Annotated in this window: 24 protein-coding genes and 1 riboswitch; of the genes, 9 read left to right on the top strand and 15 right to left on the bottom strand. The window is 72.7% G+C overall.

All coding sequences use genetic code 11. The features are described 5' to 3' along the window. Nucleotides 1–77: 77 nt before the first annotated feature. From ACK8HX_RS02540 to ACK8HX_RS02530, 3 genes are all read right to left on the bottom strand, one after another. Nucleotides 78–1289: a hypothetical protein gene (locus ACK8HX_RS02540; RefSeq protein ID WP_411939067.1), complete on the bottom strand. Its 1212-nt coding sequence runs from the start codon at nt 1287–1289 to the stop codon at nt 78–80. Continuing rightward, entirely contained in the window at nt 1286–1573 is a 288-nt protein-coding gene (locus ACK8HX_RS02535) for a hypothetical protein (protein ID WP_411939066.1), read from the bottom strand. Before ACK8HX_RS02535 ends, ACK8HX_RS02540 begins: the two co-directional genes overlap by 4 nt. A 180-nt stretch (nt 1574–1753) precedes the next feature. After that, a complete protein-coding gene (locus tag ACK8HX_RS02530; RefSeq protein ID WP_411939065.1) occupies nt 1754–3136 on the bottom strand; it encodes a bifunctional o-acetylhomoserine/o-acetylserine sulfhydrylase in 1383 nt (460 codons plus the stop codon). Between the two features lie 80 nt (nt 3137–3216). Then, a riboswitch (SAM riboswitch) is annotated at nt 3217–3330 on the bottom strand. A 153-nt stretch (nt 3331–3483) separates the two neighbouring features. Here ACK8HX_RS02530 and mgrA point away from each other — a divergent pair. Next, on the top strand, nt 3484–4530 hold the full coding sequence (gene mgrA, locus ACK8HX_RS02525; RefSeq protein ID WP_411939064.1) for an L-glyceraldehyde 3-phosphate reductase: 1047 nt from the start codon (nt 3484–3486) through the stop codon (nt 4528–4530). Between the two features lie 13 nt (nt 4531–4543). Next, entirely contained in the window at nt 4544–4987 is a 444-nt protein-coding gene (locus tag ACK8HX_RS02520; RefSeq protein WP_411939063.1) for a nitroreductase family deazaflavin-dependent oxidoreductase, read from the top strand. 110 nt (nt 4988–5097) lie between these two features. Here the strand turns inward: ACK8HX_RS02520 and ACK8HX_RS02515 are convergent, their stop codons facing one another. Continuing rightward, nucleotides 5098–5499, bottom strand: a complete 402-nt coding sequence (locus tag ACK8HX_RS02515; RefSeq protein WP_411939062.1) for a hypothetical protein — start codon at nt 5497–5499, stop codon at nt 5098–5100. Continuing rightward, nucleotides 5492–5854: a hypothetical protein gene (locus ACK8HX_RS02510; RefSeq protein WP_411939061.1), complete on the bottom strand. Its 363-nt coding sequence runs from the start codon at nt 5852–5854 to the stop codon at nt 5492–5494. The genes ACK8HX_RS02515 and ACK8HX_RS02510 overlap by 8 nt, the downstream gene beginning before the upstream one ends. A gap of 68 nt (nt 5855–5922) precedes the next feature. On the opposite strand from ACK8HX_RS02510, the gene ACK8HX_RS02505 reads away from it, so the two are divergent. Further along, entirely contained in the window at nt 5923–6834 is a 912-nt protein-coding gene (locus ACK8HX_RS02505; protein ID WP_411939060.1) for an alpha/beta fold hydrolase, read from the top strand. A gap of 23 nt (nt 6835–6857) precedes the next feature. Here ACK8HX_RS02505 and rocD read toward each other — a convergent pair whose 3' ends face one another. From rocD to ACK8HX_RS02470, 7 genes are all read right to left on the bottom strand, one after another. Continuing rightward, a complete protein-coding gene (gene rocD / locus ACK8HX_RS02500) occupies nt 6858–8099 on the bottom strand; it encodes an ornithine--oxo-acid transaminase (protein WP_411939059.1) in 1242 nt (413 codons plus the stop codon). 47 nt (nt 8100–8146) lie between these two features. Then, the gene (locus ACK8HX_RS02495) at nt 8147–8539 is read right to left on the bottom strand and encodes a hypothetical protein (RefSeq protein ID WP_411939058.1); all 393 of its coding nucleotides are present in this window, start codon (nt 8537–8539) and stop codon (nt 8147–8149) included. Nucleotides 8540–8626: 87 nt separating this feature from the next. Then, complete coding sequence (locus tag ACK8HX_RS02490; protein ID WP_411939057.1) at nt 8627–9703, bottom strand: patatin-like phospholipase family protein; 1077 nt, start codon at nt 9701–9703, stop codon at nt 8627–8629. A gap of 65 nt (nt 9704–9768) precedes the next feature. After that, a complete protein-coding gene (locus ACK8HX_RS02485) occupies nt 9769–10473 on the bottom strand; it encodes a SprT-like domain-containing protein (RefSeq protein WP_411939056.1) in 705 nt (234 codons plus the stop codon). Nucleotides 10474–10670: 197 nt separating this feature from the next. Beyond that, a complete protein-coding gene (locus tag ACK8HX_RS02480; RefSeq protein WP_411939055.1) occupies nt 10671–11594 on the bottom strand; it encodes a hypothetical protein in 924 nt (307 codons plus the stop codon). Between the two features lies 1 nt (nt 11595). After that, complete coding sequence (locus ACK8HX_RS02475) at nt 11596–12201, bottom strand: DUF6318 family protein (protein ID WP_411939054.1); 606 nt, start codon at nt 12199–12201, stop codon at nt 11596–11598. A gap of 117 nt (nt 12202–12318) precedes the next feature. Then, entirely contained in the window at nt 12319–12645 is a 327-nt protein-coding gene (locus ACK8HX_RS02470; RefSeq protein WP_411939341.1) for a winged helix-turn-helix transcriptional regulator, read from the bottom strand. Nucleotides 12646–12905: 260 nt separating this feature from the next. Between ACK8HX_RS02470 and ACK8HX_RS02465 the strand changes: the two genes are divergently transcribed. The 5 genes from ACK8HX_RS02465 (at nt 12906) to ACK8HX_RS02445 (ending at nt 18292) form a co-directional block, all read left to right on the top strand. Next, nucleotides 12906–13778, top strand: a complete 873-nt coding sequence (locus ACK8HX_RS02465; RefSeq protein ID WP_411939053.1) for an NmrA family NAD(P)-binding protein — start codon at nt 12906–12908, stop codon at nt 13776–13778. 91 nt (nt 13779–13869) lie between these two features. Next, the gene (locus ACK8HX_RS02460) at nt 13870–14715 is read left to right on the top strand and encodes an SDR family oxidoreductase (RefSeq protein ID WP_411939052.1); all 846 of its coding nucleotides are present in this window, start codon (nt 13870–13872) and stop codon (nt 14713–14715) included. A 132-nt stretch (nt 14716–14847) separates the two neighbouring features. Further along, a complete protein-coding gene (locus ACK8HX_RS02455) occupies nt 14848–16551 on the top strand; it encodes a family 14 glycosylhydrolase (RefSeq protein WP_411939051.1) in 1704 nt (567 codons plus the stop codon). 153 nt (nt 16552–16704) lie between these two features. Then, on the top strand, nt 16705–17550 hold the full coding sequence (locus tag ACK8HX_RS02450) for a hypothetical protein (protein ID WP_411939050.1): 846 nt from the start codon (nt 16705–16707) through the stop codon (nt 17548–17550). 154 nt (nt 17551–17704) lie between these two features. Further along, nucleotides 17705–18292: a hypothetical protein gene (locus ACK8HX_RS02445; protein WP_411939049.1), complete on the top strand. Its 588-nt coding sequence runs from the start codon at nt 17705–17707 to the stop codon at nt 18290–18292. 81 nt (nt 18293–18373) lie between these two features. Here the strand turns inward: ACK8HX_RS02445 and ACK8HX_RS02440 are convergent, their stop codons facing one another. Continuing rightward, complete coding sequence (locus tag ACK8HX_RS02440; RefSeq protein ID WP_411939048.1) at nt 18374–20305, bottom strand: glycosyl hydrolase family 28-related protein; 1932 nt, start codon at nt 20303–20305, stop codon at nt 18374–18376. A gap of 216 nt (nt 20306–20521) precedes the next feature. After that, nucleotides 20522–22156 (bottom strand): HNH endonuclease signature motif containing protein, encoded by a 1635-nt coding sequence (locus tag ACK8HX_RS02435; protein ID WP_411939047.1) that lies wholly within the window; start codon nt 22154–22156, stop codon nt 20522–20524. A gap of 74 nt (nt 22157–22230) precedes the next feature. On the opposite strand from ACK8HX_RS02435, the gene ACK8HX_RS02430 reads away from it, so the two are divergent. Continuing rightward, nucleotides 22231–22821 (top strand): hypothetical protein, encoded by a 591-nt coding sequence (locus ACK8HX_RS02430; protein ID WP_411939046.1) that lies wholly within the window; start codon nt 22231–22233, stop codon nt 22819–22821. A 161-nt stretch (nt 22822–22982) separates the two neighbouring features. Here ACK8HX_RS02430 and ACK8HX_RS02425 read toward each other — a convergent pair whose 3' ends face one another. Beyond that, entirely contained in the window at nt 22983–23771 is a 789-nt protein-coding gene (locus tag ACK8HX_RS02425) for a DUF4352 domain-containing protein (protein WP_411939045.1), read from the bottom strand. Between the last annotated feature and the right edge of the window lie 52 nt (nt 23772–23823).

Below are 23823 nucleotides of genomic sequence, written 5' to 3'. Positions count from 1 at the left end.
CGACGTCCGCGCGGCCGCCGCCGCCCCGCAGCGCGACGCGCCGGCGCGTCATCGTGGGTCGCGGTCGCTTCAGCGCGTCATCGTGGGTCGCGGTCGCGCTCGGCGGGCGGGTCGCCCGCGACGGACGGGGTGACGGCTCGCGACGCTCCCTCGAGCGTCATCCCCGCGACGTACATGCGCCGCGCACCGGGGCCGTTCGCGCTGGCCAGCCGCCAGTCGTCGAGGACCTTCCGCCGCACCGCGTCCTCGGCAGACGCGCGCGCCCGGTGCGCCGCGTCCCGCGCGGAGGCAGCCGCCCTGTCACGCACCGACGCCCCGGGCGGGTGGACGAGCCGCGGCACCGGTGGGCCGCCGAGCAGGGCGCTCGGCGTCCCGCGCTCGGGCACCCCCGCGAGGGCCGTGCGCACGGCCTCGCGCCTGGCCCGGACGGAGGCGGTGACCCCCGCGGCCACGCGCTGGCCGGACGTGAGGCCGCCGGAGGTGCGGACGCCCGCGGCGGTGAGCTCGGCGCCCGCGGTGGCCCCCCGCTTGAGGACCCGCCCCACGCCCCCGGTCGAGGCCAGGGCAGCCCGGGTGGCGAGTGCGCGGGCGTCGCCCTCGCCGTAGGCCAGGAGGAGGAGCGCGTCGGCTCCGGTGCCCACCCAGTCGCCGGCGACGGCGACGGGCGCCAGCTCAGGCGCCGCGAGGGCGACGGGGGCCAGCTCCGCGACGTGGGCCCCGCCCGTGCTGAGCCGGGCGAGCAGGCGGTAGGGCCCCGGGTCCCTGAGCGCGTCCTCGGCGAGCGCGCGCACGACGCGGGCGACCCGGGCGTCGACCGCGCGGAACCGTTCGAGCGCCGCGGCGTGCCGGTCGCGGGCCCGCTGCTGCGCGCCGACCTGCTCGCGCTGCAGGTGCCGGACGACGAGGAGCGCGGGGTCGTCCTCGGTGGCGCCGGCCGCCACGAGCGCGGCGGCACGGTCCTCGAGCAGGACGTAGGCGCCGGCGGCGGTGTCGTCGTCGCGCACGGCCGGACCGATGACGGCCTGCGCCGCCCCCATCGCCTCCGCGAGCTCGTCGAGGGCGGCGACCGCTCCGACGAACCGCTCGGCGACCGCGCGGAGCACCACCGGGACCTCCCCGACCCGGGCCCCGAACGCGTCCCCGGCGCACCCCTGCCACGCCGCGTCGTCGCGGAGGCGCACGAGGGTTTCGGCCATCGCGAGCAGCCGACCACCGGTGCCAGCCAGCGCACGGGCGAGCAGGTGCACGGCAGCCGGGTTCCCGGGCAGCGGGTGCAGCGGCGGGCTCACCATGAGCCTCCGCGGAGCGCCCGCTCGGTGGCGTCCTCGACGTCGAGGTAGGCGTCCCCCGCCGCGAGCGCCGCCTCGCCCAGCGCGACGAGCGACTCGGCGAGCGCGAGCCGGGACCGCCGCCACCCGCCGAGCAGCTCCTCGACCGCGGGACCCGTCTCCCCCGGCCCGAGCGCCCAGCGCTCGGCGGAGACGTCACCGACCTGCGCGAGGTGGAGCCCGGCCTCGTGCAGCGCCACCCCGAGCGCGGCGACCTCCTCGGCGTCGACCCGGTACCTCGTCATCACCCCACGCTAGGTGGCCGGTCCGACCCGGCCGACCGGTTGTCCACAGCCCCGAAGGGCGACGGTGAGGGCCGATGGGCCCGCGGTCCCCCACGCCGAGCGAACGTGGGTGGAGATCGTCGGCCGGCCGACGATCTCCACCCACGTTGCGGGATGCGGCCGGGGGCCGCCCGCGTGCCGTCAGACGGACTGGCCCGCGAGGTCGGCGGGCTGCTCGGCACCGAGGTCACCGCTCGACGACCCGTCGCCGGCGGCAGCCGCGAAGCCGGCATCGAGGTCGGCGATGATGTCGGGCAGCGACTCGATGCCGACCGCCAGCCGGACCAGGCCCGGCGTCACCCCGGCGGCGAGGCGGTCCTCGTCACCGCCCTGGCTGTGGGTGGTGGACGCCGGGTGGATCGCCAGCGAGCGGACGTCGCCGATGTTGGCGACGTGGCTGTGCAGCGAGAGCCCCTCGACGAAGCGCTGCCCGGCCTCGAGGCCACCCGCGATCTCGAACGCGAGCACCGCACCGGCGCCCTTGGGCGCGTACTTGTCAGCGAGCACCTTGCCCGGCTGGTCGTCGAGCGAGGCCCACCGCACGGCCTCCACCTGCGGGTGCGCCTGGAGGTACGCGGCGACGTGGTGGGCGTTCTCGACGTGACGCTCGACCCGAAGGCTCAGGGTCTCCAGACCCTGCGCGATGAGGAAGGCGTTGAACGGCGAGATGGCCGACCCGAGGTCGCGGAGGAGCTGGACCCGCGCCTTGAGGATGTAGGCGAGGTTCGCGCCGAGGATGCCGCCCACGCCGAGGTCGCGCGCGAACACCAGCCCGTGGTAGCTCTCCTCGGGGGTGTTGTAGTTCGGGAACCGCTCGGGGTCCTTGCCGTAGTCGAAGGTGCCGGCGTCGACGATGACGCCCGCGATCGACGTGCCGTGGCCACCGAGGTACTTCGTCGCGGAGTGGATGACGACGTCGGCGCCCCACTCGATCGGGCGGATGAGGTACGGCGTCGCGATCGTGTTGTCGACGACGAGCGGGACCCCGACCTCGTGCGCGACCCCGGCCACGCCCTCGATGTCGAGGAGCTCGGCCTTGGGGTTGGCGATCGTCTCGCCGAAGAAGGCCTTCGTGTTGGGGCGCACCGCCGCTCGCCACGCGTCGAGGTTCGTGTGGTCCTCGACGAACGTGACGTCGATCCCGAGCTTCCGGAAGGTGAACTTCAGCAGGTTGACGGTGCCGCCGTAGAGGGCGGCGCTGGAGACGATGTGGTCCCCGGCCTCCGCGACGTTGAGCAGCCCGATCGTCGTGGCCGCCTGCCCCGACGACACCAGGAGGGCGGCCACGCCACCCTCCAGCGCCGCGATCCGCTGCTCGACGGCGTCCTGCGTCGGGTTCATGATCCGCGTGTAGATGTTGCCGAACTCCTTGAGCGCGAACAGGTTCGCGGCATGCGTCGTGTCGTTGAAGACGTACGACGTCGTCTGGTAGATCGGCAGGGCGCGGGCGCCCGTGGCGCTGTCGGGGATCTGCCCCGCGTGCACCTGCCTGGTCTCGAAGCCCCACTGCGAGGGGTCGGTCATGGTTCTCTCCCAAGTCTCGGGTGGCCGGGCCGCGGCCCGACGCACGCACTGTCGTGTCGGTGCGGGCCTCCCGGGGCGGAGTCCCGCGCTTGCGCGCGACGGGTGTCGCGCGCCAGGTCCTCACCCGGGGCACCCCACCGCGGGAGGAGGGTTGCCGGCCAGCGAGCCGGGGCTTGGCGCTGGCGCTCATGACCTGCACCGAGGATACGTCGGCCGCCGAGGGCGGTCACCGGGGTCCGGTCGGACGTCTCACGCTGCGGGCGTCCTCCGCCGGCCCGGGTCCCGGGACGACGCCCCACGAGCACCTGGGCACCCGACACCGGCGTCCGGGGTGTTGGATGGAGGGCATGACGTTCCACGCTGACGAGTACAAGGCGGCCGCGGGCCGCTACCGCGCCGGGATGCCGTACCGCCGGGTCGGCCGCTCCGGGCTCGACCTGCCCGCGGTGTCGCTGGGCCTGTGGCACAACTTCGGCGACGACGTCCCCCTCGAGCGGCAGCAGGCGACGCTGCGGCGGGCCTTCGACCGCGGTGTCACGCACTTCGACCTCGCGAACAACTACGGCCCGCCCTACGGGTCCGCCGAACGCAACTTCGGCACGATCTTCGCCCGCGACTTCCGCCCCTACCGCGATGAGCTCGTCATCTCCTCCAAGGCCGGGTACGACATGTGGCCCGGCCCGTACGGCCAGGGCGGCGGCTCACGGAAATACGTCATCGCCTCGGCCGACCAGTCCCTGAAGCGGATGGGCCTGGACTACGTCGACATCTTCTACTCGCACCGCTTCGACGAGACGACCCCCCTCGAGGAGACGATGGGCGCGCTCGACTCCCTCGTCCGCGCGGGCAAGGCCCTCTACGTCGGGATCTCGTCGTACTCGGGCGCCCGCACCCGCGAGGCCGTCGCCATCCTCCGTGAGATGGGCACGCCGCTGCTCATCCACCAGCCGTCCTACTCGATGCTCAACCGCTGGATCGAGGAGGACCTGCTCGACGTCGTCGGCGCCGAGGGCGTCGGCCTCATCGCGTTCTCGCCGCTCGCGCAGGGGATGCTCACCAACAAGTACCTCAAGGGCATCCCCGAGGGTTCCCGTGCGGCACAGGGGAAGTCGCTCGACCCGAAGCTGCTCACCGACGAGTCGCTCAAGCACGTCCGCGCCCTCGACCGGATGGCGAAGGCCCGCGGCCAGTCCCTCGCGCAGATGGCGCTGGCCTGGGCGCTGCGCGACGAGCGCGTCACGTCCGTGCTCATCGGGGCCAGCTCGGTCGCCCAGCTCGACGACTCCCTCGACGCGGTGAAGAACCTCAGGTTCTCGGCCGAGGAGCTCGCGAAGATCGACAAGCACGCGGTCGAGGCCGGCATCAACCTGTGGAAGACCTCGAGCAGCAGGTGAGTTGCACCCCGACATGAGCGAGAACGACACCGACTACCGTCCGAGCCCCACCGGCTGGGTCCGCCGGCAGGTCGAGGCCATCGAGGCCGCCGGCGACACCGGCGTGGTTAACGTCATGGACCGTCCGGTCGTCATGCTGACGATGCGCGGCGTGAAGACCGGCGCCGTGCGCAAGGTCCCCCTGATGCGCGTCGAGCACGACGGGGTCTACGCGGCCGTCGCCAGCAAGGGCGGGGCCGCGGAGCACCCGCTCTGGTACGGCAACCTGCGCGCCGACCCGCGGATCACCCTCCAGGACGGGACCCGCTCGTGGCGGGCCGTCGCCCGCGAGATCAGCGGCGAGGAGCGCGCCGCGTGGTGGGAGCGGTGCGTGGCGGCCTACCCGCCCTACGCCGACTACCAGGAGAAGACCGACCGCCTCATCCCGGTCCTCCTGCTCGAGCCGACCGACGCCTGACCCCATCTGCACCAGCTTTCCCGCCTGATGCCGGAACCTTCGGTGGGGCACCCCGAACGTCGGGGTGTCCCACCGAAGGTTCACGTGTCGAGGGCGGGCCGGACCTGCCCTCAGGCGCCGCGGTCGACCCTCCGGAGCCACAGCAGCCCCAGGACGGGGAGGACGAGGGGCACGAAGCCGTACCCCTGCCCGAAGTGCGACCACACCGTCTTGTCCGGGAACGCCTCGGGGACCACGAACGACGCCGCCCCCACGGCGAGGACGCCGACGAGCTCCACGGTGCACGCGGCGATGCCGACCCGCACCCACCCCCCGCCCCTCGCGAGGCACCAGGTGGCGAGCAGGTAGACGACGGCCGCGAGCGCGGAGAGCAGGTACGCGAGCGGCGCGCGCTCGAAGTAGCTGAGCAGCTGGAGCACCGACCGGCCGGTCGCCGCGAGCGCGAGCACGCCGTAGGCGACGACGAGCACGACACCCGGACCGCCGAGGGCCCGGCGCGAGGCCTCAGGCATGCAGGGTCCAGATCTGGAGGCAGCGGGCCGTCATGACGGCGACGGCGAAGGCGCCGACCGCGAGCGATCCCATGGCCCAGCGCGTCTTCTCCTTGATCGCGAGCAGGCCCGTCCCGACCGGGATGAGCGGCAGGCTGACCAGGTAGGCCGCGAACGTCGCCTGCTCGGTGTCCTCGTCGACCTGGCCGAGGCCGAAGAGGCCGACGACGAGCTGGACGACGAGCCCGAGCTCGATGAGGGCGAGCAGGAGGAGGAGCCGGTCGTCGATGAGGCGGTCGCGCCAGGCGTAGACGACGGCGACGACGAACAGCAGTGCCGACAGGCCCACCACGGTCCACGTCACGGGCTCGATCACGCCGACCACCCTAACGGGGCGCGGCGGGCCCGTCCCGGCGGGCCCGGCGCGGGTGCGAGACTGCGCCCATGACCAGTGCCGAGCTCGCCGACCTCACCATCGAGTACGAGGTCGACGGACCGGAGGACGGCGCGCCGATGCTCCTCGTCATGGGGCTGGGCACCCAGCTGGTGGCGTGGCCCGAGGACCTCGTCTCCGCCCTCGTCGACCACGGGTTCCGCGTCATCCGCCTCGACAACCGCGACATCGGGCTCTCGACGAAGACCGAGGGGCCGGCACCCACGCGCGGCGCGCTGGTGCGCGCGTTCGCGCACCGGCGGTACGCCCGCTCCGACTACCTCATCGCCGACATGGCCGCCGACGCGGTCGCCCTCCTCGACCACCTCGGCATCGAGCAGGCGCACGTCGTCGGGGTGTCGATGGGCGGGATGATCGTCCAGCAGCTGACGATCGACCACCCGGAGCGCGTCCTCAGCCTCTGCTCGATCATGTCGAACACGGGCAACCGTCGGCACGGTGCGGTGTCGCCGCGCCTGCTGCCGACGATGGCCCGGGCGCTGTCCACCCCGCGCCCGGACGACCCCGAGGAGGCTGCGCGGCTGGGGCTCGAGGGGTTCCGCCTCATCGCGGGCCCGCACTTCGACGCGGACGAGGTCGGGGCGGCGGTCCGGCTCGCCGTCTCGCGCAACATCAACCCGTTCGGCACCCTGCGGCAGCTGCTCGCCATCCAGGCCAGCCCTGACCGCACCCCGGGGCTGCGCCGGGTGACCGTGCCGACCCTCGTCGTCCACGGGCTGCTCGACCAGCTGGTCCTCCCGGGCGGGGGCATCGCCACGGCGCGAGCCGTCCCGGGGTCGAAGCTCGTCATGTTCCCCGACATGGCCCACGACCTGCCCAAGCCGCACCGGGCCGAGATCGCCCACGAGATCGCGCGCAACGCGGCCCGGGCGCGCTCGGGCCGGGCGGCGGACGTCGGCTGAAGCCCCCCTTCGGCGGGCGGGGCTCAGTCCTCGGCGGCGAGGGCGTCCTCGAGGGTGTCGACGAGGAGGTCGATGTCGTCGCGGGTCGCGACCAGCGGCGGCGCGAGCCGGACCGTCGAGCCGTGGGTGTCCTTGGCGAGGACGCCCCGCGCCATGAGCCGTTCGCACAGCTCGCGCCCGCTCGGCCCGGCGGCGACGACGTCGAGGCCGGCCCACAGCCCCCGCACGCGCACCGCACGCAGGCCGCGGTCGGCCTCCGGGTCGGTGACGAGGGGGCGCAGCCGCTCCGCGAGGTGGTCGCCGAGGCTCGCCGCGTGCCGCTGGACCTCGCCCTCCTCGAGCATCGTCACGACCTCGTGCCCGATGGCGGCGGCGAGGGGGTTGCCGCCGAACGTCGAGCCGTGCGACCCGGGGGTGATGACGCCGAGGACGGCGGCGTCCGCGGCGATCGCCGACACGGGGTAGAGGCCCCCGCCCAGCGCCTTGCCGAGGACGTAGACGTCGGGGGCCACGTCCTCGTGGTCGCAGGCGAAGGTCCGGCCGGTCCGGCCGAGCCCGCTCTGGATCTCGTCGGCGACCATGAGCGCCCCGGCGTCGTCGCAGATGCCTCGCACGTCGCGCAGGAAGCCCTCCGGGGGGATGACGACCCCGCCCTCCCCCTGGATGGGCTCGAGGAGGACGGCGACCGTGGTGTCGTCGACGGCGGCGCGGAGGGCGTCGGCGTCACCGTACGGGACCGAGCGGAATCCCGGTGTGTAGGGGCCGTAGTCGTCGCGTGCGACCTTGTCGTCGGAGAAGCTGACGATCGTCGTCGTGCGCCCGTGGAAGTTGCCCTCCATGACGACGACGGTGGCGGCGTCCTCCGGGACCCCCTTGACGCGGTACCCCCACTTGCGGCTCACCTTGATGGCCGTCTCGACCGCCTCGGCACCGGTGTTCATCGGGAGCACCATCTCGGTGCGGGTGAGCCCGGCGAGCGCCTCGGCGAAGGGGCCGAGCTGGTCGTTGTGGAACGCGCGGCTCGTCAGCGTCAGCCGGTGCAGCTGCTCCTGGGCGCGGGCGACGAGCCGGGGGTGGCCGTGGCCGAAGTTGAGGGCTGAGTAGCCGGCGAGGCAGTCGAGGTAGCGGCGCCCCTCGACGTCGGTGACCCACGCCCCCTCGCCGTGGCTGAGGACGACGGGCAGCGGGTGGTAGTTGTGCGCGGCGTAGCGCTCGACCTGCTCGATGAACGCGGTCGTGCGTGACGGCGGCGTCGGGTTCGTCATCGGACCTCCTCCGCGCCGAGCGTAGCGAGCGGAGGGCGCGGCCCGGCTCAGGCGGTGGTCGTGGCGGCCGGCGCGAGGAGGAGGTAGCCCTGCGCAGCGAGGATGACGACGATCGCGGCCATCTTGTCGGCGGGCAGGGTCGCGCCGAACCACAGCCGGTCGATGAGGACGATCCCCACCTGCAGCAGGACGATCCAGCCCATCGTCACGACGGCGAGCTCGGCGTACTGGAGCGAGGACGCGTAGACCCAGAACAGGACGAGGAAGGCGAGGGCACCCACGCCGAGCGCCACGGTGTTGCGCTGCTCGGCCCACTCCTTGGCCGCGTAGGCGCCGAGCAGGTCCAGCCCTGCGAGCGCGGCCATCGCGAGGGTCGCGACGAGCGGCAGCGGCCACGACTCGGGCAGCCGGATGAGCGGCAGCGACTCGAGCATCGCCATCGGTGCGTCCTCCCTCGGGCCACCGGGCGGTGGCCGTGTGGGTGAGGAGCGCGGCGAGGCGCGCGCTGATACCCGGGCGGCGGTGGGTCAGCCGTGCCAGACGTCGCCGACGCGCTCGGCGATCCGTCGCCCGTGCTCGCGGGCCGCGTCGAAGGTCCTCTCGCCGCGGCGCATGTCGAGCGGGTTGGTCCCCATGGCGCGCAGGTCCCTGGCGTCGGGGACGACGAGGGCGGTACGGGCCCGCGGCTTGAGGCGCCGCAGCTGGACGGGCGGGAGGTCGCGGACGTGCGAGCCGACGGGGTAGGGCGCGAGCGCGACGACGCGTCGGTGGCCCGCGGCGAGGTCGATGTTGGCGATGGTCCGCAGTCCACCGTCGACGTAGCGTCTGCCGCCGACCTCGACCGCGGGGAAGACGCCGGGGACGGCGCAGCTCGCGGCGACGGCGCGCTCGAGCGGGACGCCGCTGTCGCGGTCGAAGACGACGGCCGTGCCGGTGCGGGCGTCGACGGCGGTGACGAGGAGGCGGGCCTGCGGCCACGGCTGGCCCACGAGGCCCAGGCCGATCGTGTCGAGCCACTCCTGCTCGGTGGCGGTGCGCGCACCGAGGGCGGCGCGGCCGACGAGGGCACGGCCACGGCGCGCGTCGAGGTGCAGCTGGGCGCGCAGGTAGCGGGTGGCGTCGGCGGCCCCGAGCCGGCCGTAGGAGGCCAGGGGTGCGCCCTCGCGGATCCGTTCGAAGGCGACGGTCTCCTCGGTGCCGAGCCGGACGTGGGCGGCGACCATCGACCCTGCGGAGGTGCCGATCATCGTGTCGGCCTCGCGGACGTCGACCCCGCCGTCGCGCAGGCCGATGATGACGCCGGCCTCCCACGCGATGCCGGTGGCCCCGCCGCCCGCGAGGACGAAGGCGCGCTCGGTGCCCTCGGTCGGGGTGCGCCAGGGGGTGAAGCCGTCGTCGCCGGTGTCGGCGTGCTCGACGGGGCGCGTGGGGTCAGCGGTCTGGGCGCTGCGCGGGGTGTTCGCGGTGGCCGAAGGCTGCGTTGTCGCGGTCGCGAGTGCCGTCGTGGGTGCCGGGCCACCCGGGGTGGTCCGGCCCGGGGCGTCGACGTCCGGCGCCGCGACGAGGTCGTCGGCTGCGGCGTGTTCGGTGCGCTGGTCGGTCACGTCCTCCATTCTCCCCGCAACGTACCGGCGAGTAGCAATCCTGCGGGCGTGAGGGTGCTCACCCCTCAGGCAGGCTGTCGCCGTGCTGCGCTGGGTGCCGCGCGGCGGACGGCGTCGAGCGGGAGGCTGACCAGCTCGTCGTCGACCCGGACCTGGCAGCGGACCGCCCCGACGAGCTCGACCTCGCCGACGAGCCCCCGCCAGGGCCCGGGCGCGACCACCTCCACCTCCTGTCCAACCTCGAGGACGGCGCCTTGGGTCGGTCGCTCGATGACGCGCAGCGCCGCGAGCTGGGCGGCGTAACTGGGCGGGAGGGAGGCGGGCCGCCCCCGGTAGGACCAGGTGAAGAGGTAACGGGCGTCGAAGCGCCGCGAGCACTGGCCGCACGACATCAGCCGCGTGGGCGCGCGGTGGCGGCTCTTCTCGTGACCTGCGGGGCAACGCCCCACCCAGTCGCCGGGGACGCGGGGCGAGTCGGTGGACACGCACCGCTCCCCCGAGCAGCCGATCTCGAGCGCCTTGGCCCGCCACACGCCGTCGTGGCCGTGCTCGGGGCCGACGAGGGCGTGCGCGATCTCGTGGAGGATCGTGTCGAGCACCTCGGACTCGTCGTGGAGGGTGGTGATCGGCGCGCTGATGCCGATCTGCCGCCGGCCGAACCGACACACCCCGGCACGGGTCTTGGCGCGGTCCGCGACGATGGTCCAGTCGTCGAGCCCGTGCTCGCGCAGCAGCCGCCGACCGAGCGTGAGCGCCCTCGTCACCTCCACCGGCCACCTCCTCGCGACGAGCCGGGCCCCGCCGCCCGGAGCGCCACCGTGTCGAATCTAGGTGTCCGTGTACTCATCGTCGTGCTCCCCCTGTCCCCCGCGCGCGCCGCAGCCTCCGCGCTGCGACCGCTCGTTGCTGCCATGAACCGAACGTACATTCGACCTCTGACAGAGGGTCCGGAGCTCGTTCTGAAGGATCAGCCGGGCGTGTAGAGCCGTGACCTCGCCTCGCGCACGGTGAGCGTGACCGGCGCGCCGGTGAGGTCGACCTCGCCGGGGATGTCGATCCAGCCGCTGCCACCGACGCGGAACTGTCCGGTGTAGACGACGTCCACGCGTACCTGGCGGGTGCCGGGACGGGTGTAGGTCGCCGTGATGTCGCCCGTCGGGTGCGGCCCGCCGAGCGAGGTCGTGGGACCGACGGTCTGCTCCCCCAGGTGGTACGTGACCGACTTCAACCGTGGACGGATCTCGACGGTGTGCCCGAGCAGGAGGCTCGGATCGGGCGTGTCCACCTCGTCCGGCCCGAAGCCCGCCTCGGGGAAGCGGACCTCGAAGTACGTGGGCAGGTTGACCAGCGTGACGTCGCCCTCCGGCTGAATGTTCACCGTGGGACGCGTGAAGTCCGTCTCACGAAATGCATGGCGAATCATGGCCATGCTCAAGACCCGGCCCGCGCCAGGGACGGCTTCAGGAAAGCAAGTGAGGTGAACGGGAGTCCAAGAACCGGGTGCTCCCGTCAACGGCGAACCGGAACTAGACACCTCGCGGCGGAAGATGCGCACGGCGGGTCCATCGCCTCCACCAGAAGCAACGCGGCAGATCCCCCAGGACAAGGGGCAAACGTTGTCGGCATTCTCGTCACCCGGTTCGGGGTCGCCGCACACGGAGACGCCTGCATAGTCATAGAACGGAGGTTCTGCGAGAGCACTCTTGTAGTACGAGTTGGTGAGCGCCTTCACCGACTCCAACCCGAGAGTGTTAATGACGGTCCCCTCGTCGACCACGGAGCCGGACACTGTGTGCCCAGGCTTGTGGTGCATCGGCATCGCCCACCCCGACTCGAGTTGAACAAGTCCGACGATCAATGCGGCAAGGGCCGCGACGATGATGCGCTGCATGTCAAGGTGCCTTTTCCACTTCCTTGAGGGACCACCCCTTGCCTCCCCACTGCAGAACTGCGAAGTAGCGATCCTCTTTCTCCGGATCCGTGGCGATGGCCGCCCCTGAAGCGTCGAGAATGTCGACCTTGCGTTGCAGAAGCGTGATCTCAACGAACTGCTGACCTGATGGGGCACCCATGAAGGCCTGAGTTGCCTTTAGCTCCGTCGGATCAGCTGCGTAGCGCTGCTTGTTCTTCGCCAGGTAGCTCGCCGTCTCTTCGGTGCTCCGGCAGAAATCGCAATCGGGCGCGCTCAACCGGGCGATGACGCCGGCCTCAGGCTTGGTCCATGCGAAGTTAAAGCGCTGAAAGAAGTGCTTGACAAACGCTTCGGCGCCTTCTTCTGATTGGACTCTGGCGGCGGGGGGGATCTCGCCTTCGGTGGGTGACGGGCTCGGGCTGGGGCTCGCCGTGGGCGAGGCGCTGCTCGACGAGACCGACGGCGACGGGCTGGGCGACTGTGCGCCCTCCGACTGGCAGCCGGCCACGACCAGCGCACCCGCCAACGCGCCGACCAGTGCCAGCGTCGGCGCGAGCGAGCGCCGCCGCGCAGTGCGTCCTGTCATGCGTCCCTTCCCCGGCCGTCCCACGTCGGCCCCGCACAGCCACCGTAGCCAACTCGCCGGATCCCGCCACTCGAGTTGTCCACAGCCCGCCCCCACGGCCCGGGCCCCCGCGCACCCCTACCGGGCGCGGCCCACGATCTCGTCGGCGTGGTCGACGACCCAGCCGAACAGCGGCAGCAGGTGCGCGACGAGCTCCTCCCCACGAGGGGTCAGGGAGTAGTCGACCCGCGGTGGGATGACGGGCTGCGCCTCGCGGTGGACGAGGCCGTCGCCCTCGAGCGTGCGCAGGGTCTGCGCCAGCATCTTCTCGCTGATGCCCTCGGCCCGACGTCGCAGGTCGCTCCACCGCTGGGTCCCGTCGGCGAGGGCCACGAGGACGAGCACGCCCCATTTGCTCGTCACGTGGTCGAGGACGACCCGGCTCGGGCACGCCGCCGCGAACACCTCGCCCGGGCCCGCCCGCCGGGCACCGTCCGACCGTCCACCATCGCGTCCGACACCGTCGCCACGCGGCCCGTCCAGAGCCGTCGCCAGCGCCGCCGAACCGTTGACCTCGTGACTTACCTCCACGTGCGTACCTTACTCCAAAGTGCGTACCAACCATCCGGAAGGGTTCAGGGACGCGGCCGGTTGGCGGGGACACCACCACCTCCCGGGCTCCGTCCAGCAAGCCCGGGACCCACCACCCGAAGGGACGCACCACCATGACCATCGTCGTCACCGGAGCCACCGGCCAGCTCGGCCGCCTCGCCGTCGAGGCCCTCCTCCGCCGCGGGGCCGACCCGCGCGACGTCCTCGCCACCGGTCGCGACACCGCCAGGCTGGCGGACCTCGCGTCGCTCGGCGTCCGGACCGCTGTCGTCGACTACGACGACCGCGCCACCCTCGACACCGCCTTCGAGGGCGCCGACCGCGTCCTCTTCGTCTCCGGGAGCGAGGTCGGCAGGCGGATTGCCCAGCACACCACCGTCGTCGCCGCGGCGAAGGCGGCGGGCGTCTCCCTCCTCGTGTACACGAGCATCCCGAAGGCCGACACCAGCGGCCTCGTCCTCGCGGCCGACCACCTCGCCACGGAGCGCCTCATCCGCGAGTCCGGCGTGCCGTTCTCCCTCCTGCGCAACAGCTGGTACCTCGAGAACTACCTCCCCCAGATCCCGACCTACCTCGAGCACGGGGTGGTGGGTTCGGCGGGCGAGGGTCGGGTCAGCGCGGCCACCCGTGCCGACTACGCCGACGCCGCGGCGGTCGTCCTCCTCGCCGACGACTCCGCCGGCACGGTCCACGAGCTCGGTGGCGAGTCCTTCACCCTGGCCGAGCTCGCCGCAGCCGTGGCCGACGCGTCCGGACGCGAGGTCACCTACACCGACGTCCCCGCCGAGCAGCTGACCGAGATCCTCGTCGGCGCCGGGCTCCCCCGGGGATACGCCGAGGTCCTCGCGGATGCCGACACCGGGCTCGCGCGCGGCGACCTCGAGGTGACCTCCGGGGACCTCGAGCGCCTCATCGGCCGGCGCCCGACCTCCTACCGCGAGGCCGTCGCCGAGGCCGTCCGCGACCTGGCGCCGTCGGCCCGCTGATGCACGCACACCACAGGTCACCCGCCCCGGGGCGCGGCCGCTGCGCCACCGAGCCTGTCCGAAACCGCACGCCCACGGCATCCTGAGGGGCATGGCGATGCTCCCCAGCCTTGCGGTCACCGGGTCCACCGGGGGGCTCGGCGGTCTCGTCGCACGCGACCTGGCGAACCGCGGGCACGCGCAGCGCCTCGTCGTCCGTTCCGCCGACCGCGCCCCAGGGCTCGAGGGTGCCTCGGTCGTCGTGGCCGAGTACGGGGACCGCGCCGCCATGGCCCGGGCCCTCGACGGCGTCGAGACCCTGTTCCTCGTCTCGGCCTCGGAGTCCGCGGACCGGATGGAGCGGCACCGGACGGCGGTGGCGGCTGCAGCGGAGGCGGGGGTGCGGCACGTCGTCTACACCTCCTTCCTCGGTGCCGCCCCGGACTGCACCTTCACCCTCGGGCGCGACCACTGGGCGACCGAGCAGCTGGTCCGCGAGGCCGGGCTCGGGTTCACGTTCCTCCGGGACAGCCTCTACCTCGACTTCCTGCCCCACCTCCCCGGTGAGGACGGCGTCATCCGCGGGCCGGCCGGCGACGGTCGCCTCGCCGGGGTGGCGCGCGCGGACATCGCGCGGGTCGCGGTCGAGGTGCTGCTCGACCCGGCCGCGCACGCGGGGGCGACGTACGACCTCACCGGTCCCGAGGCCTTCACTCTCGAGGAGGCGGCCGCCGTCCTCAGCGAGGTGACGGGGCGCGACATCACCTTCCACGACGAGACGGTCGAGGAGGCCTACGCGTCACGGGCGCCGTACGACGCCCCGCCGTGGCAGCTCGACGCATGGGTCTCGACGTACACCGCGATCAGGACCGGAGAGCTCGAACGGGTCACCGACGACGTCCGCCGCCTCACGGGACGGGAGCCGCTCTCCCTGCGAGAGGTGCTCTCCCGCGGCTGACCCGTGCGCCGGCACTTGCCAGTGCGTAAACGCTTTCTCTACGCTGCTCCGCAACCTGCTCGCACCGTCGCGAGGGCTGCCGGTGCCCGGCGCGACCCCCCCGACGGCCGTCACCACCGTTGGAGGCCCCCGGTGACCGTCCGCGCCCGCTCCGCCCTCGTCGGCCTGCTCGCCCTCGTCCTGGCGGTGGCCGTGCCCTCGGCCACCCCGGCCGGGGCGGCGACCGCCACGAACAACCCGGCGTTCACCGCCAACGTCATGGCCCCGCTGTGGGTCGACAGCTCCCAGATGGCGACCTTCGAGGCGCAGATCCAGAGCGCCAAGGAGTACGGCGCCGACGCCGTGAGCGTCGACGTGTGGTGGGGCAAGGTCGAGACCTCGGACCAGGTCTTCGACTGGAGCTACTACGACACCCTCTTCTCCAGGATCAAAGCGCGCGGCCTGAAGATCGTCCCGATCCTGTCGTTCCACCAGTGCGGCGGGAACGTCGGCGACACGTGCAACTTCCCTCTCCCGGGCTGGATCTGGGGCAAGTACCAGGACCAGACGCTGAACGGCGTTACCCTCGACGCGAACGGCCTCAAGCACAGGAGCGAGCAGGGCAACCACAGCGTCGAGACGATCCAGGGCTGGGCCGACGGCCTCGTCTCCGGCGAGTACGGCGCCTTCGCCACGGCCTTCAAGAACCGCTACGGCACGACCTACGCGAACGACCTGCAGGAGATCAACGTCTCCCTCGGCCCCGCCGGCGAGCTGCGCTACCCCTCGTACAACAGCCACGACAGCGGCACGGGTTACCCGACTCGCGGTGCGCTGCAGGCGTACTCGCCCCTGGCGGTCAAGTCCTGGCAGACGGCCGCCGTCGCGAAGTACGGCAGCCTCGCCGGGGTCAACAGCGCCTGGGGCACGAGCCTGACGAGCACCACCCAGATCCAGCCGCCCTCGAACGCGGGCTTCTTCTTCACCTCCGGCGACTACCGGAACATCACCTACGGCAAGGACTTCATCGACTGGTACAACCAGTCGCTCGTCACCCACGGCAGGACGATGCTCGATGCCGTCGCCGGGGCCCTCGGGACCTCGTTCGCCGGTGTGCCCCTCGGCTACAAGATCCCCGGCGTCCACTGGGCGATGACGAACCCGTCGTACCCGCGCGCCGCCGAGGTCGCCGCCGGCCTCGTCCAGACGAGCATCGACATGAACGCCGGCGCCACCGGGCACGGCTACACCAAGGTCGTCTCGCTGGCGACGCAGGTGAACACGACGCGTCAGGTCATCCTCCACTTCACCTGCCTCGAGATGTCGAACGAGTACTCCTCCCCGGCGTACTCGGGAGCGCAGGACCTCGTGTTCTGGGTGGCGCAGCACGCGCAGTCCAAGGGGGTCGCCATCAAGGGTGAGAACGCCCTTGCCGGTGGCGTCGCGACCAGCGCCGGCTGGGACAACATCGTCAACGCCTTCGACTACGCCCCCTACGTCGGTCTCACCGTCCTGCGCGTCGGCGACGTGGCGTCCGGTCTCGGGATGTCGCGGTTCGCCTCGTTCATCGCGCGGTACCGGCAGCAGGTGACGGTCCACTACGCCGAGCCCGCGTCGGCCTCCGGCTACACGCTGCACCCGTGGAACGGCCTCACCGGCGACCGCCCGATGACCTACGAGGGCTACCTCAACGGTCGCCACTGGTGGACGGTGACGATCACCCCCAACCCGACCTTCAGCTTCTGCTTCGTCAGCAGCGGCGGGGTCTGGGACGGCGCCAACCGCTGGTACCCGGCCAGCTCGACGCACGTCTACGTGCTGCCGTCCTCGACGAACGTCGCGATCACCCGGCCCTGACCTGCGGGGCCGCCGCTGGGCGCGGCCCGGTCCGCGATGCCCGCGGTCGGGGTCGTTCCCGGTGTTACGGTGAAGGTCCACCCACCCACAGGTATCTTGCCGCCCCGGGACTCCGAGCCGTCACGACATCACACCCCTCGAAGGGATCGCGACATGGCTCTCATCTCGTGCTCTGCGTGCTCGTCCGACAACGACATCCACCTCGACGGCGCGACGCCCGACGGGGCACGCAGGCTGCGCTGCGGCGACTGCGGGCACCAGTGGTCCTTGTCGCTCGTCGCGAGCCGGCCGGCCTCGACGCGAAGCCCGTTCGCCATGGCCAAGGGTCGCTTCGCGACCTCCGAGATGGTCTCCGCCGACCGGCGGCAGCGCGTCGCCCGCCTGAAGAAGCAGTACCTCAAGGCGGACACCGTCCCGGCCCCGTCACCGACGCGCCCGTGGAGCGACTTCCGGCCGATCCTCAGTCGTGAGGGCCTGCCCGTCTCGGCGCCCGAGGAGCTGCGCGAGCTCGCCACAGGAACGGGGGTCCGCGGGGGCTCGATGATGGTCTTCAACCGCGCGTGGCGCCACCTCGGCGACGACGAGGCCGCCGCGCGCACCCGCACCTCGCTCGCGTACCTCCTCCACGGTCCCGAGGACGTCCCGCTCGAGGACCGCCTCACCGTCCTCCTCGACGGCGAGCTCGCGGGCGGCATGACCGGGCTGTCCGAGGTCTTCTACACCAAGGTGCTGCACATCGCGCACCCGGAACGCTTCCTCCCGATCCTCAGCTACGGCGCCGAGGGGGTCGGCAAGCGCGACCTCGCGCTCACCGTCTTCGGCCTGCACCTGCCCAAGGCCGACCTCACCGCCATGCGGATCGGCCGGCTCGCGACGTGGTCCAACGACCTCCTCCTCGAGCTCGCCGGTCCCGGGTTCCGCGACACGCACCACGTGGCGACCTTCCTCGGCTGGGCCAAGGACCGGGTCGCGCGCACGCGCGTCGCGGCCGTTCGGTAGCCGCGCCCGCGCCCTCGCCCTCCCCCTTCCCCGTGTGACGCACCGAACAGCCCTACCGCCTGACTACTAAGTTGCGTAGTACTACAGTGGGTCGTGCCAGAGAAGAACACGAAGGGGCACCTCCCCCGGGCCCCGTGGGAAGGACACGAGAACCATGCGCAGCGCATTCGACAAGCTCATCTCCTGGACCGGCGTCATCCTCGCCGCCGTCCTCCTCGTCGCCGGTGGCCTGCTGACGTGGGCCTCGTCGTTCGCGTCGACCAACGTGCACGACCAGCTCGCGGCGCAGCAGATCACGATGCCGGCCGCCGCGGCCCTCACGACGCCGGACATGAAGGAGCACCTGGCCCAGTACGCCGGCCAGCCGCTCACCACCGGCGCCCAGGCCAAGGCCTACGCCGACTACTACATCCAGGCCCACATGGACGAGTCGTCCGGCGGCCGCACCTACGCCCAGGTCTCCACCGAGTACCGCAAGGCTCTCGAGGCGGCCCCTGAGGCCGAGGCCACCGCCGAGCTCGGGCAGCTGCGCCAGTCGCTCTTCATGGGCACGACGCTGCGCGGGATGCTCCTCAACGCCTACGCGTTCGGGACCATCGCCACCATCGCGATGTGGGCAGCGGTCGCCGCCTTCGTCGGCGCAGCGGTCCTCCTCGTCCTCGGGGCCCTCGGCCTGCGGCACGGCCGCCAGGCAGCCCTGGTCAACGCACCGGCGATCGAGCGGATCCCCGCCACCGCCTGACCACACGAGGCGCGGTCACACCGCACGAGCTCCGCTCCGAGGCCCCGGTCGAGAGACCGGGGCCTCACCTCGTGCGCGGCCTCACGGGTACTCGGCGACGTACTGCGGAACCCCGACGGCGTCGGTGTCGACCTGGCCGCCGGTGTCGTTGACGACGTGGCGGATCGTGCCGGCCCCGAGGTTGACGGTGAGCACGTGGTGCAGCCGCACCCCCTCTGTCGTCGGGACCTGGAAGCCGTGCTGGGTGACGATCGTGGGGTCGTTGCGGTTGTAGACGTACGACCCGCCGCCCCACAGCTCGTGGGTGCGGACGTGCGGCGCGACGACGTAGCCCGCGTAGCCGAGCGTCCCGTCGGGCCGGGTCCACTCGGCCTGCGAGGGCGGGTCGTAGGGCAGCTCGTTCTGGTAGAGCACCGTGCGGCCGCGCTCACCGTTCCAGATCGTGTTGTGCTCCTGGAAGTGCTCGACGAACAGGCCTGTCGCGGTGACGTCGTCGCCGTTGACGATGACGCCGTGGGTGCCCGTGTTGGTCGCCCAGCGCTCGTCGTCGCCGAGGACGCCGCCGGTGAAGTCCTCGACGCCGTGGTCGGCTCGCCACACCCAGGTGTGGTCGACGAGGACGTGGTCGGCGTCGACCTGCAGCGAGACGCTCGCCTTGCCGACGTGCGGCCCGCCGACGCGGAAGTACACGTCACTGAGCGTCAGGGGGTCAGCGGCGCTCGACCCGCGACCGGAGGCCGCCCCACCCTGTCCCACCGATGGGCCGCCGACGCTCATGAGGAGGGGCGAGAGCCGCTCCCCCGCGTCGACCGTGACCCCGGCGACGACCGTCCCGGCGCCGTCGGCGACCTTGAGCGGCGTCGACCCTCGTCGCGCCGTCAGCGTCGCGTGGCCGAGCCCGAGGACGACCGTGCCGGGCCGCCGGACCTGGATGCTGCTTGCGACGTCGTACAGACCCGGGGTGAGGAGCAGGTGCTTGCCGCGCGCCAGCTGCGCGTTGATCGCCGTGACCGAGTCACCGGGGCGGGCGATGTGGAAGTCGGACAGCGGCACGGTACGTCCGGGCGTCATCGCGTCGGCCCAGCTCGTGCCGCGGGTGTCGGTGTGGGCGGAGGGCACCCGCACGGCCCACTGACCGCCGTCGAGGAACAGGTACGGCTTCTCCCGGCTCACCGGCGTCGTGTCGAGCGTGGTGTAGGGCGGGTTCGGGAAGGTGCTGTCGTCGGGGGCGCCTTCGACGCCGGCGAACACCTGGTTCCACACGGCGTTGCTCCAGCCGCCGACGGTGCTGTTGCGGGTGAGCCACTGCTGCTGCGAGCCGTTGATGACGAAGCCGGCCCGCGAGTCGGCGATGAAGCCACCGCTGGCGAACTGCGGCCCGGCGGTGCAGTAGTCCATGAGCGAGAGGTTCCCGCCGGTGACCTCGACCCGGCGCATCGAGACGGCCTGGCTGACCGCCCAGAAGTTCGCCGAGGCGCGGCAGCCGTCCTGCCCGGCGCCGTTGACCTGGATCGTCAGGTTGCTGAGCGTGCGCCAGAAGTTGTTGAGGGCGATGCAGTTGCTCGTGCCGCCGTTGTCGAGGCAGCGGTTGTAGACCTCGACCTTGCCGTTGATCCGGACGTCGCCCGGGTCGGCCCCGAGCCCGGCGACCTCGGTGTAGTAGCCGACCTTGATCTGCAGCGGGTCCTCGGAGGTGCCGTACGTGCCGGGCTTGAACAGGATGCTCCAGCGCTCGGTGCCCATCTCGTCGTCGGTTTGCGCAGCGGCGATGCCGTTGACGGCGGTCTCGATCTGCTCGGTCCCCATGCTCGGGTCGAGGACGAGGACGCGCGGGCCCAGGACCGTGTCGGTGCCGGGAAGGGCCGCGAGTGCGGCGGCCGGCACGGCTGCTGTGGGCGCCGACGCCACGGCCGCCGACGAGGCCGATGCCGTCGCCGTCCCGGCGGCCACCGCCACGCCGGTGAGGGTCAGGGCCGCCGCTGCGCCTGCGATCGAGACACGGTGTCGGGTCATGGGGGCGCCCTTCTGCCGGCTCCCTCGCCGATGAGGGAGCTCTCGCCTTCGCGAGACAACCACAGGGCCCGACGGCTGACAACCGGTGACCGGTTGGCGCTGCACGCTGTCCAAGGTTGGGAGGTGGAGGTGGTCCGACGGGTGGCCAAGGATCGCCGGTCCCCTCCCTGGAGTGGCTGCCACTCGGCCCACCCATCGCCCGGCAGCCGCGGCTCGTCACGCCGGTTCGGCCAGGTCCATCAGCGACAGCCGAGCAACGTCGTCACCGACCTCGGTCCAGGGCGGTCCGCCATCGTCCTCGGACCAGGGCGCTGCGACATCGTCCGCGACCCGGGGCGACCCGTCATGGCCCTCGGCCCAGGCGCGCTCCTCGGCCTCGATCGCGGCGTGGTGGAGCTCGTGGTCGGCCCAGAGGGCCTCGATCCTGTCGTCACCGCCGACCGCGGCGAGCAGCCCTCGCAGTCGTCCGGGGGTCATCGGCTCCGGGTCGGCGGCCCGGCGTTCGCGCGCCAGCCGTTCGAGGTGCCGGTCGTAGCTGCCCCGGCTGAGGTCCCAGACCACGTACCGGCCGCGTTCGTCGGGTCGTCGCCGGACCTCGGCCATCAGCCGCCGCTGGTGCACGAGGGTGTGGTGCCGCTGGCACAGGGAGGCGGCGTTGTCGAGGTCGGACCAGCCGCCGTCGGCCCAGTGCTGCACGTGATGGGCGCGGGTCCAGGAGGCCGGCGCGGAACATCCCGAATACGTACAGCCGCGGTCGCGACGGCGCAGCGCCCGTCGCTGCGCCCGGGTGAACAGGCGCACCACCCGGCCGAGGTCGAGGTCCTCACCTGCCGTACCCAGCACGTGAGGGATGAGGTCGGCCTCGCAGCACAGCCGACGCAGCACCTCGGGCGAGAGCACGACGCCGGTGGCCGTCGACCCCAGCACCTCACCGCATCCGGAGCGCGTCTCGAGGTCGGTCAGGGCGATCGTCACGTGGACGGCAGCCGAGGCGGCGGCCGCCCCGTCAGCGCCACCGCTGGACTCGGCGTCCAGTGCACTCGAGCGGCGGCACACCTCCGCGAGCGCCTCGACACGCCGCTGCCCTGCCGGCCGGAGGTCGCGTTCACCGGTCTCCTCGTTCGGGGCGGGTGCCGACAGCGGGCCGATCGCGGCCTCCATCGCCACGGCCTGCTCGGGCGTCATCCGCAGCTGGTACTCGGTGACGTCCCCCGACGCCACCACCGGCGCCGAGAGGCAGGCCGCCGGCGCGAGCCGCGACTGCATGTCGTCGAACGCTCCCCGGGCGCCGTACTCGGCGAGCAGCCGCGGGCGCAGGCGTCGCATCTGCCCCACTCCCCACGACAGGCCGAGCTCGAGCAACGCCCGCGTGACGGTGGGGCGGGCCTCGTCGCGCAGCAGCGGGTCGAGCCGGACGTGCTCGCGAAGGACGGCGGTCGCCATCGCCGGAGCGACGGAACCGTCGACGACACCCGCCCACACGATGCCCAGGGTCGACTCGTCGTCGACACCTCCACCCACTGCGCCCTCCAGACGCCGCCCCGCGGAGGCGACCGCCTGTGCCAGCACGGCCACGTCCCCGGCGCCGCCCTGGCGCAGCGACGGCGCATGCGCGCGCACCCACGAGAGCACGCTCTCTCCCGACTCGGCCACCACCCCGCGAGCCACGGCCTCCGCTGCGATCGACACGCGCGCGGCTGCGGCCAGCGCCTCGAGCCGGTCGACGACGGTCATCGACTCGGCCAGCTCCGCCGAGCCCGCCTGCCACAGGTCGTCCCCGAGCCCCGCGAGCGCAGCCGACGCCGCGGCCACGGCCTCGCGCCGCTCCCCCAGACCCGTTCCCCCTGTCATGCCATAATCGTACACACGTGCACCGACAGGCCACTGCCGTCATCCACAGGGCGCCGGCCCGGTACGTTGCGGGAGTGGCCGGCGACGAACCCATCGACCCGCTGGAGGACCCCCTCGCTCGAGAGCGGGACCGGGGCCTCGGCGACATCCCGCTCCGGGCGAGCGCCGCCCTCGCGCCGTTCAGCGAGACCCAGCAGGAGGCCGCGGCGAACCTGCTCGAGAAGGCGCTGCTCGCCATCGACGACGGGGACGACGCCAGGGCTCGCCGGATGGTCGAGCGTGCCGTCGCCCTCCCCTACGACGAGCGCGAGCAGGCGCACCCCGCCGCGCTGGTGGCCGAGCAGGCCATGTACGACGCCGTCACGGACGCCATCGAGGAGGACCCGGACGAGGACTGGCTCGACGCGGCCGTCGGCACGCTCACCCATGGGCCCGAGGAGGGACGCCTCGCCATGCGCGACGCCCTCCTCGCCGTGCTCCAGGACTACGACCTGTCGGAGCCCGAGCGCAGACGGCTCCGTCAGGCGATGGCGCGGGTGCCGGAACGATCCGAGCTGCACACGCTGGAGCTGACCCCGGCACAACTGACGGACACCGTGCTCGGGGTCCTCGACGGCGTCCTGTACTTCGAGGACGGTTACGAGGAGCTGGGCCGCCTCCACTGACTCCAAGCGCGTGAGCTCCTGTGCTGGCTCGTGCCGACAGGGGAGGACGACACCACCGCGGGCTCAGGTCGTCGCCCAGCGCGACCGTTACCGCAGGTGACCCGTCCCCCTCCGGCGCCTGGTGCCCCCGCCCGGGCCGGACAGGGGCACCAGCTGCGAGGTCACTTCTTGAGCGCGACCTCGACGCCGCCGGAGAACATCGAGTCGTGCAGCTCGACCGTCACGAGCTTGGTGCCCTTCGGGACGTCGAAGTAGATCCGGCCGTCGACCGTGTTCCCTGGGTTGATCTCCTCCCAGAGCACCTGGGACTTCTCGTCGTAGAACGAGGCCTCCGAGCTCGCCGAGAACTCACGCTTCTTGGCGTCGAAGGCGAGCTGGTTGTCCGCGAACATCGACTGCGCCTTGTCGCCGATGTTGGTGATCTTCACCGCCAGGCGGCAGAACTCGCCCTGGGCCTTCGTGTTCAGGTACTGCGAACCAACCGTCGTGATGCCACACTTCACGCCGGTCACGACGAACTCGAACTTGCCGTCGCGCGCCTTGCTCCCGATCTTCGGGCCGGCCGGAGCCGGCTTGGCCGCGGTCTTCGTCGGCGTGGGCGTGGGCGTGGGCGAGTCCGCGACCGCGGGCTCGGCGGATGCCTCGGTCGACGCCTCCGCGCTCGGCGAGGACGACGCAAGCGCGACGCTGGTGCTCGGGGTGTCGGCACCGCCCATCGCGGAGCCGAGGATTATCAGACCGACGAGGGCACCGGGGATGATGAAGCGCTTCTTCTTGAACCAGGGCCGCTCGGTGCTCACCGGGCCCGCGGCGCCCACGGCGCCCGCGGCGCCCGCGGCAGCGGACTGACCTGCCCCACCGGGCGCGAAGTGCTCGGTCCACTGGGTCCCGTCCCAGTAGCGCTGGCGGCCGTCGGCCTGGGGGTACCAGCCGGCAGGGGTGTTGGTCATGGCATGTCTCCTCGGTGAGTGTGTTCGGGCGCAACGGAGCCCCCCGGTGTTT

The organism is Oryzobacter faecalis (genome assembly GCF_046764005.1).
GTDB lineage: Bacteria > Actinomycetota > Actinomycetes > Actinomycetales > Dermatophilaceae > Oryzobacter > Oryzobacter faecalis.
Note: the sequence above shows the minus strand (reverse complement) of the source record. Positions and strands in the feature narration are given on the sequence as shown.

Coding starts and splice junctions, on each gene's coding strand:
- ACK8HX_RS02505 (WP_411939060.1), top strand. CDS start 5,923: ATGACCAGTGCCGAGCTCGCCGACCTCACCATCGAGTACGAGGTCGAC.
- ACK8HX_RS02480 (WP_411939055.1), bottom strand. CDS start 11,594: ATGCAGCGCATCATCGTCGCGGCCCTTGCCGCATTGATCGTCGGACTT.
- ACK8HX_RS02465 (WP_411939053.1), top strand. CDS start 12,906: ATGACCATCGTCGTCACCGGAGCCACCGGCCAGCTCGGCCGCCTCGCC.
- ACK8HX_RS02495 (WP_411939058.1), bottom strand. CDS start 8,539: ATGGCGATGCTCGAGTCGCTGCCGCTCATCCGGCTGCCCGAGTCGTGG.
- ACK8HX_RS02450 (WP_411939050.1), top strand. CDS start 16,705: ATGGCTCTCATCTCGTGCTCTGCGTGCTCGTCCGACAACGACATCCAC.
- ACK8HX_RS02425 (WP_411939045.1), bottom strand. CDS start 23,771: ATGACCAACACCCCTGCCGGCTGGTACCCCCAGGCCGACGGCCGCCAG.
- ACK8HX_RS02520 (WP_411939063.1), top strand. CDS start 4,544: ATGAGCGAGAACGACACCGACTACCGTCCGAGCCCCACCGGCTGGGTC.
- ACK8HX_RS02515 (WP_411939062.1), bottom strand. CDS start 5,499: ATGCCTGAGGCCTCGCGCCGGGCCCTCGGCGGTCCGGGTGTCGTGCTC.
- ACK8HX_RS02440 (WP_411939048.1), bottom strand. CDS start 20,305: ATGACCCGACACCGTGTCTCGATCGCAGGCGCAGCGGCGGCCCTGACC.
- ACK8HX_RS02460 (WP_411939052.1), top strand. CDS start 13,870: ATGGCGATGCTCCCCAGCCTTGCGGTCACCGGGTCCACCGGGGGGCTC.
- ACK8HX_RS02530 (WP_411939065.1), bottom strand. CDS start 3,136: ATGACCGACCCCTCGCAGTGGGGCTTCGAGACCAGGCAGGTGCACGCG.
- ACK8HX_RS02445 (WP_411939049.1), top strand. CDS start 17,705: ATGCGCAGCGCATTCGACAAGCTCATCTCCTGGACCGGCGTCATCCTC.
- ACK8HX_RS02475 (WP_411939054.1), bottom strand. CDS start 12,201: ATGACAGGACGCACTGCGCGGCGGCGCTCGCTCGCGCCGACGCTGGCA.
- mgrA (WP_411939064.1), top strand. CDS start 3,484: ATGACGTTCCACGCTGACGAGTACAAGGCGGCCGCGGGCCGCTACCGC.
- rocD (WP_411939059.1), bottom strand. CDS start 8,099: ATGACGAACCCGACGCCGCCGTCACGCACGACCGCGTTCATCGAGCAG.
- ACK8HX_RS02435 (WP_411939047.1), bottom strand. CDS start 22,156: ATGACAGGGGGAACGGGTCTGGGGGAGCGGCGCGAGGCCGTGGCCGCG.
- ACK8HX_RS02535 (WP_411939066.1), bottom strand. CDS start 1,573: ATGACGAGGTACCGGGTCGACGCCGAGGAGGTCGCCGCGCTCGGGGTG.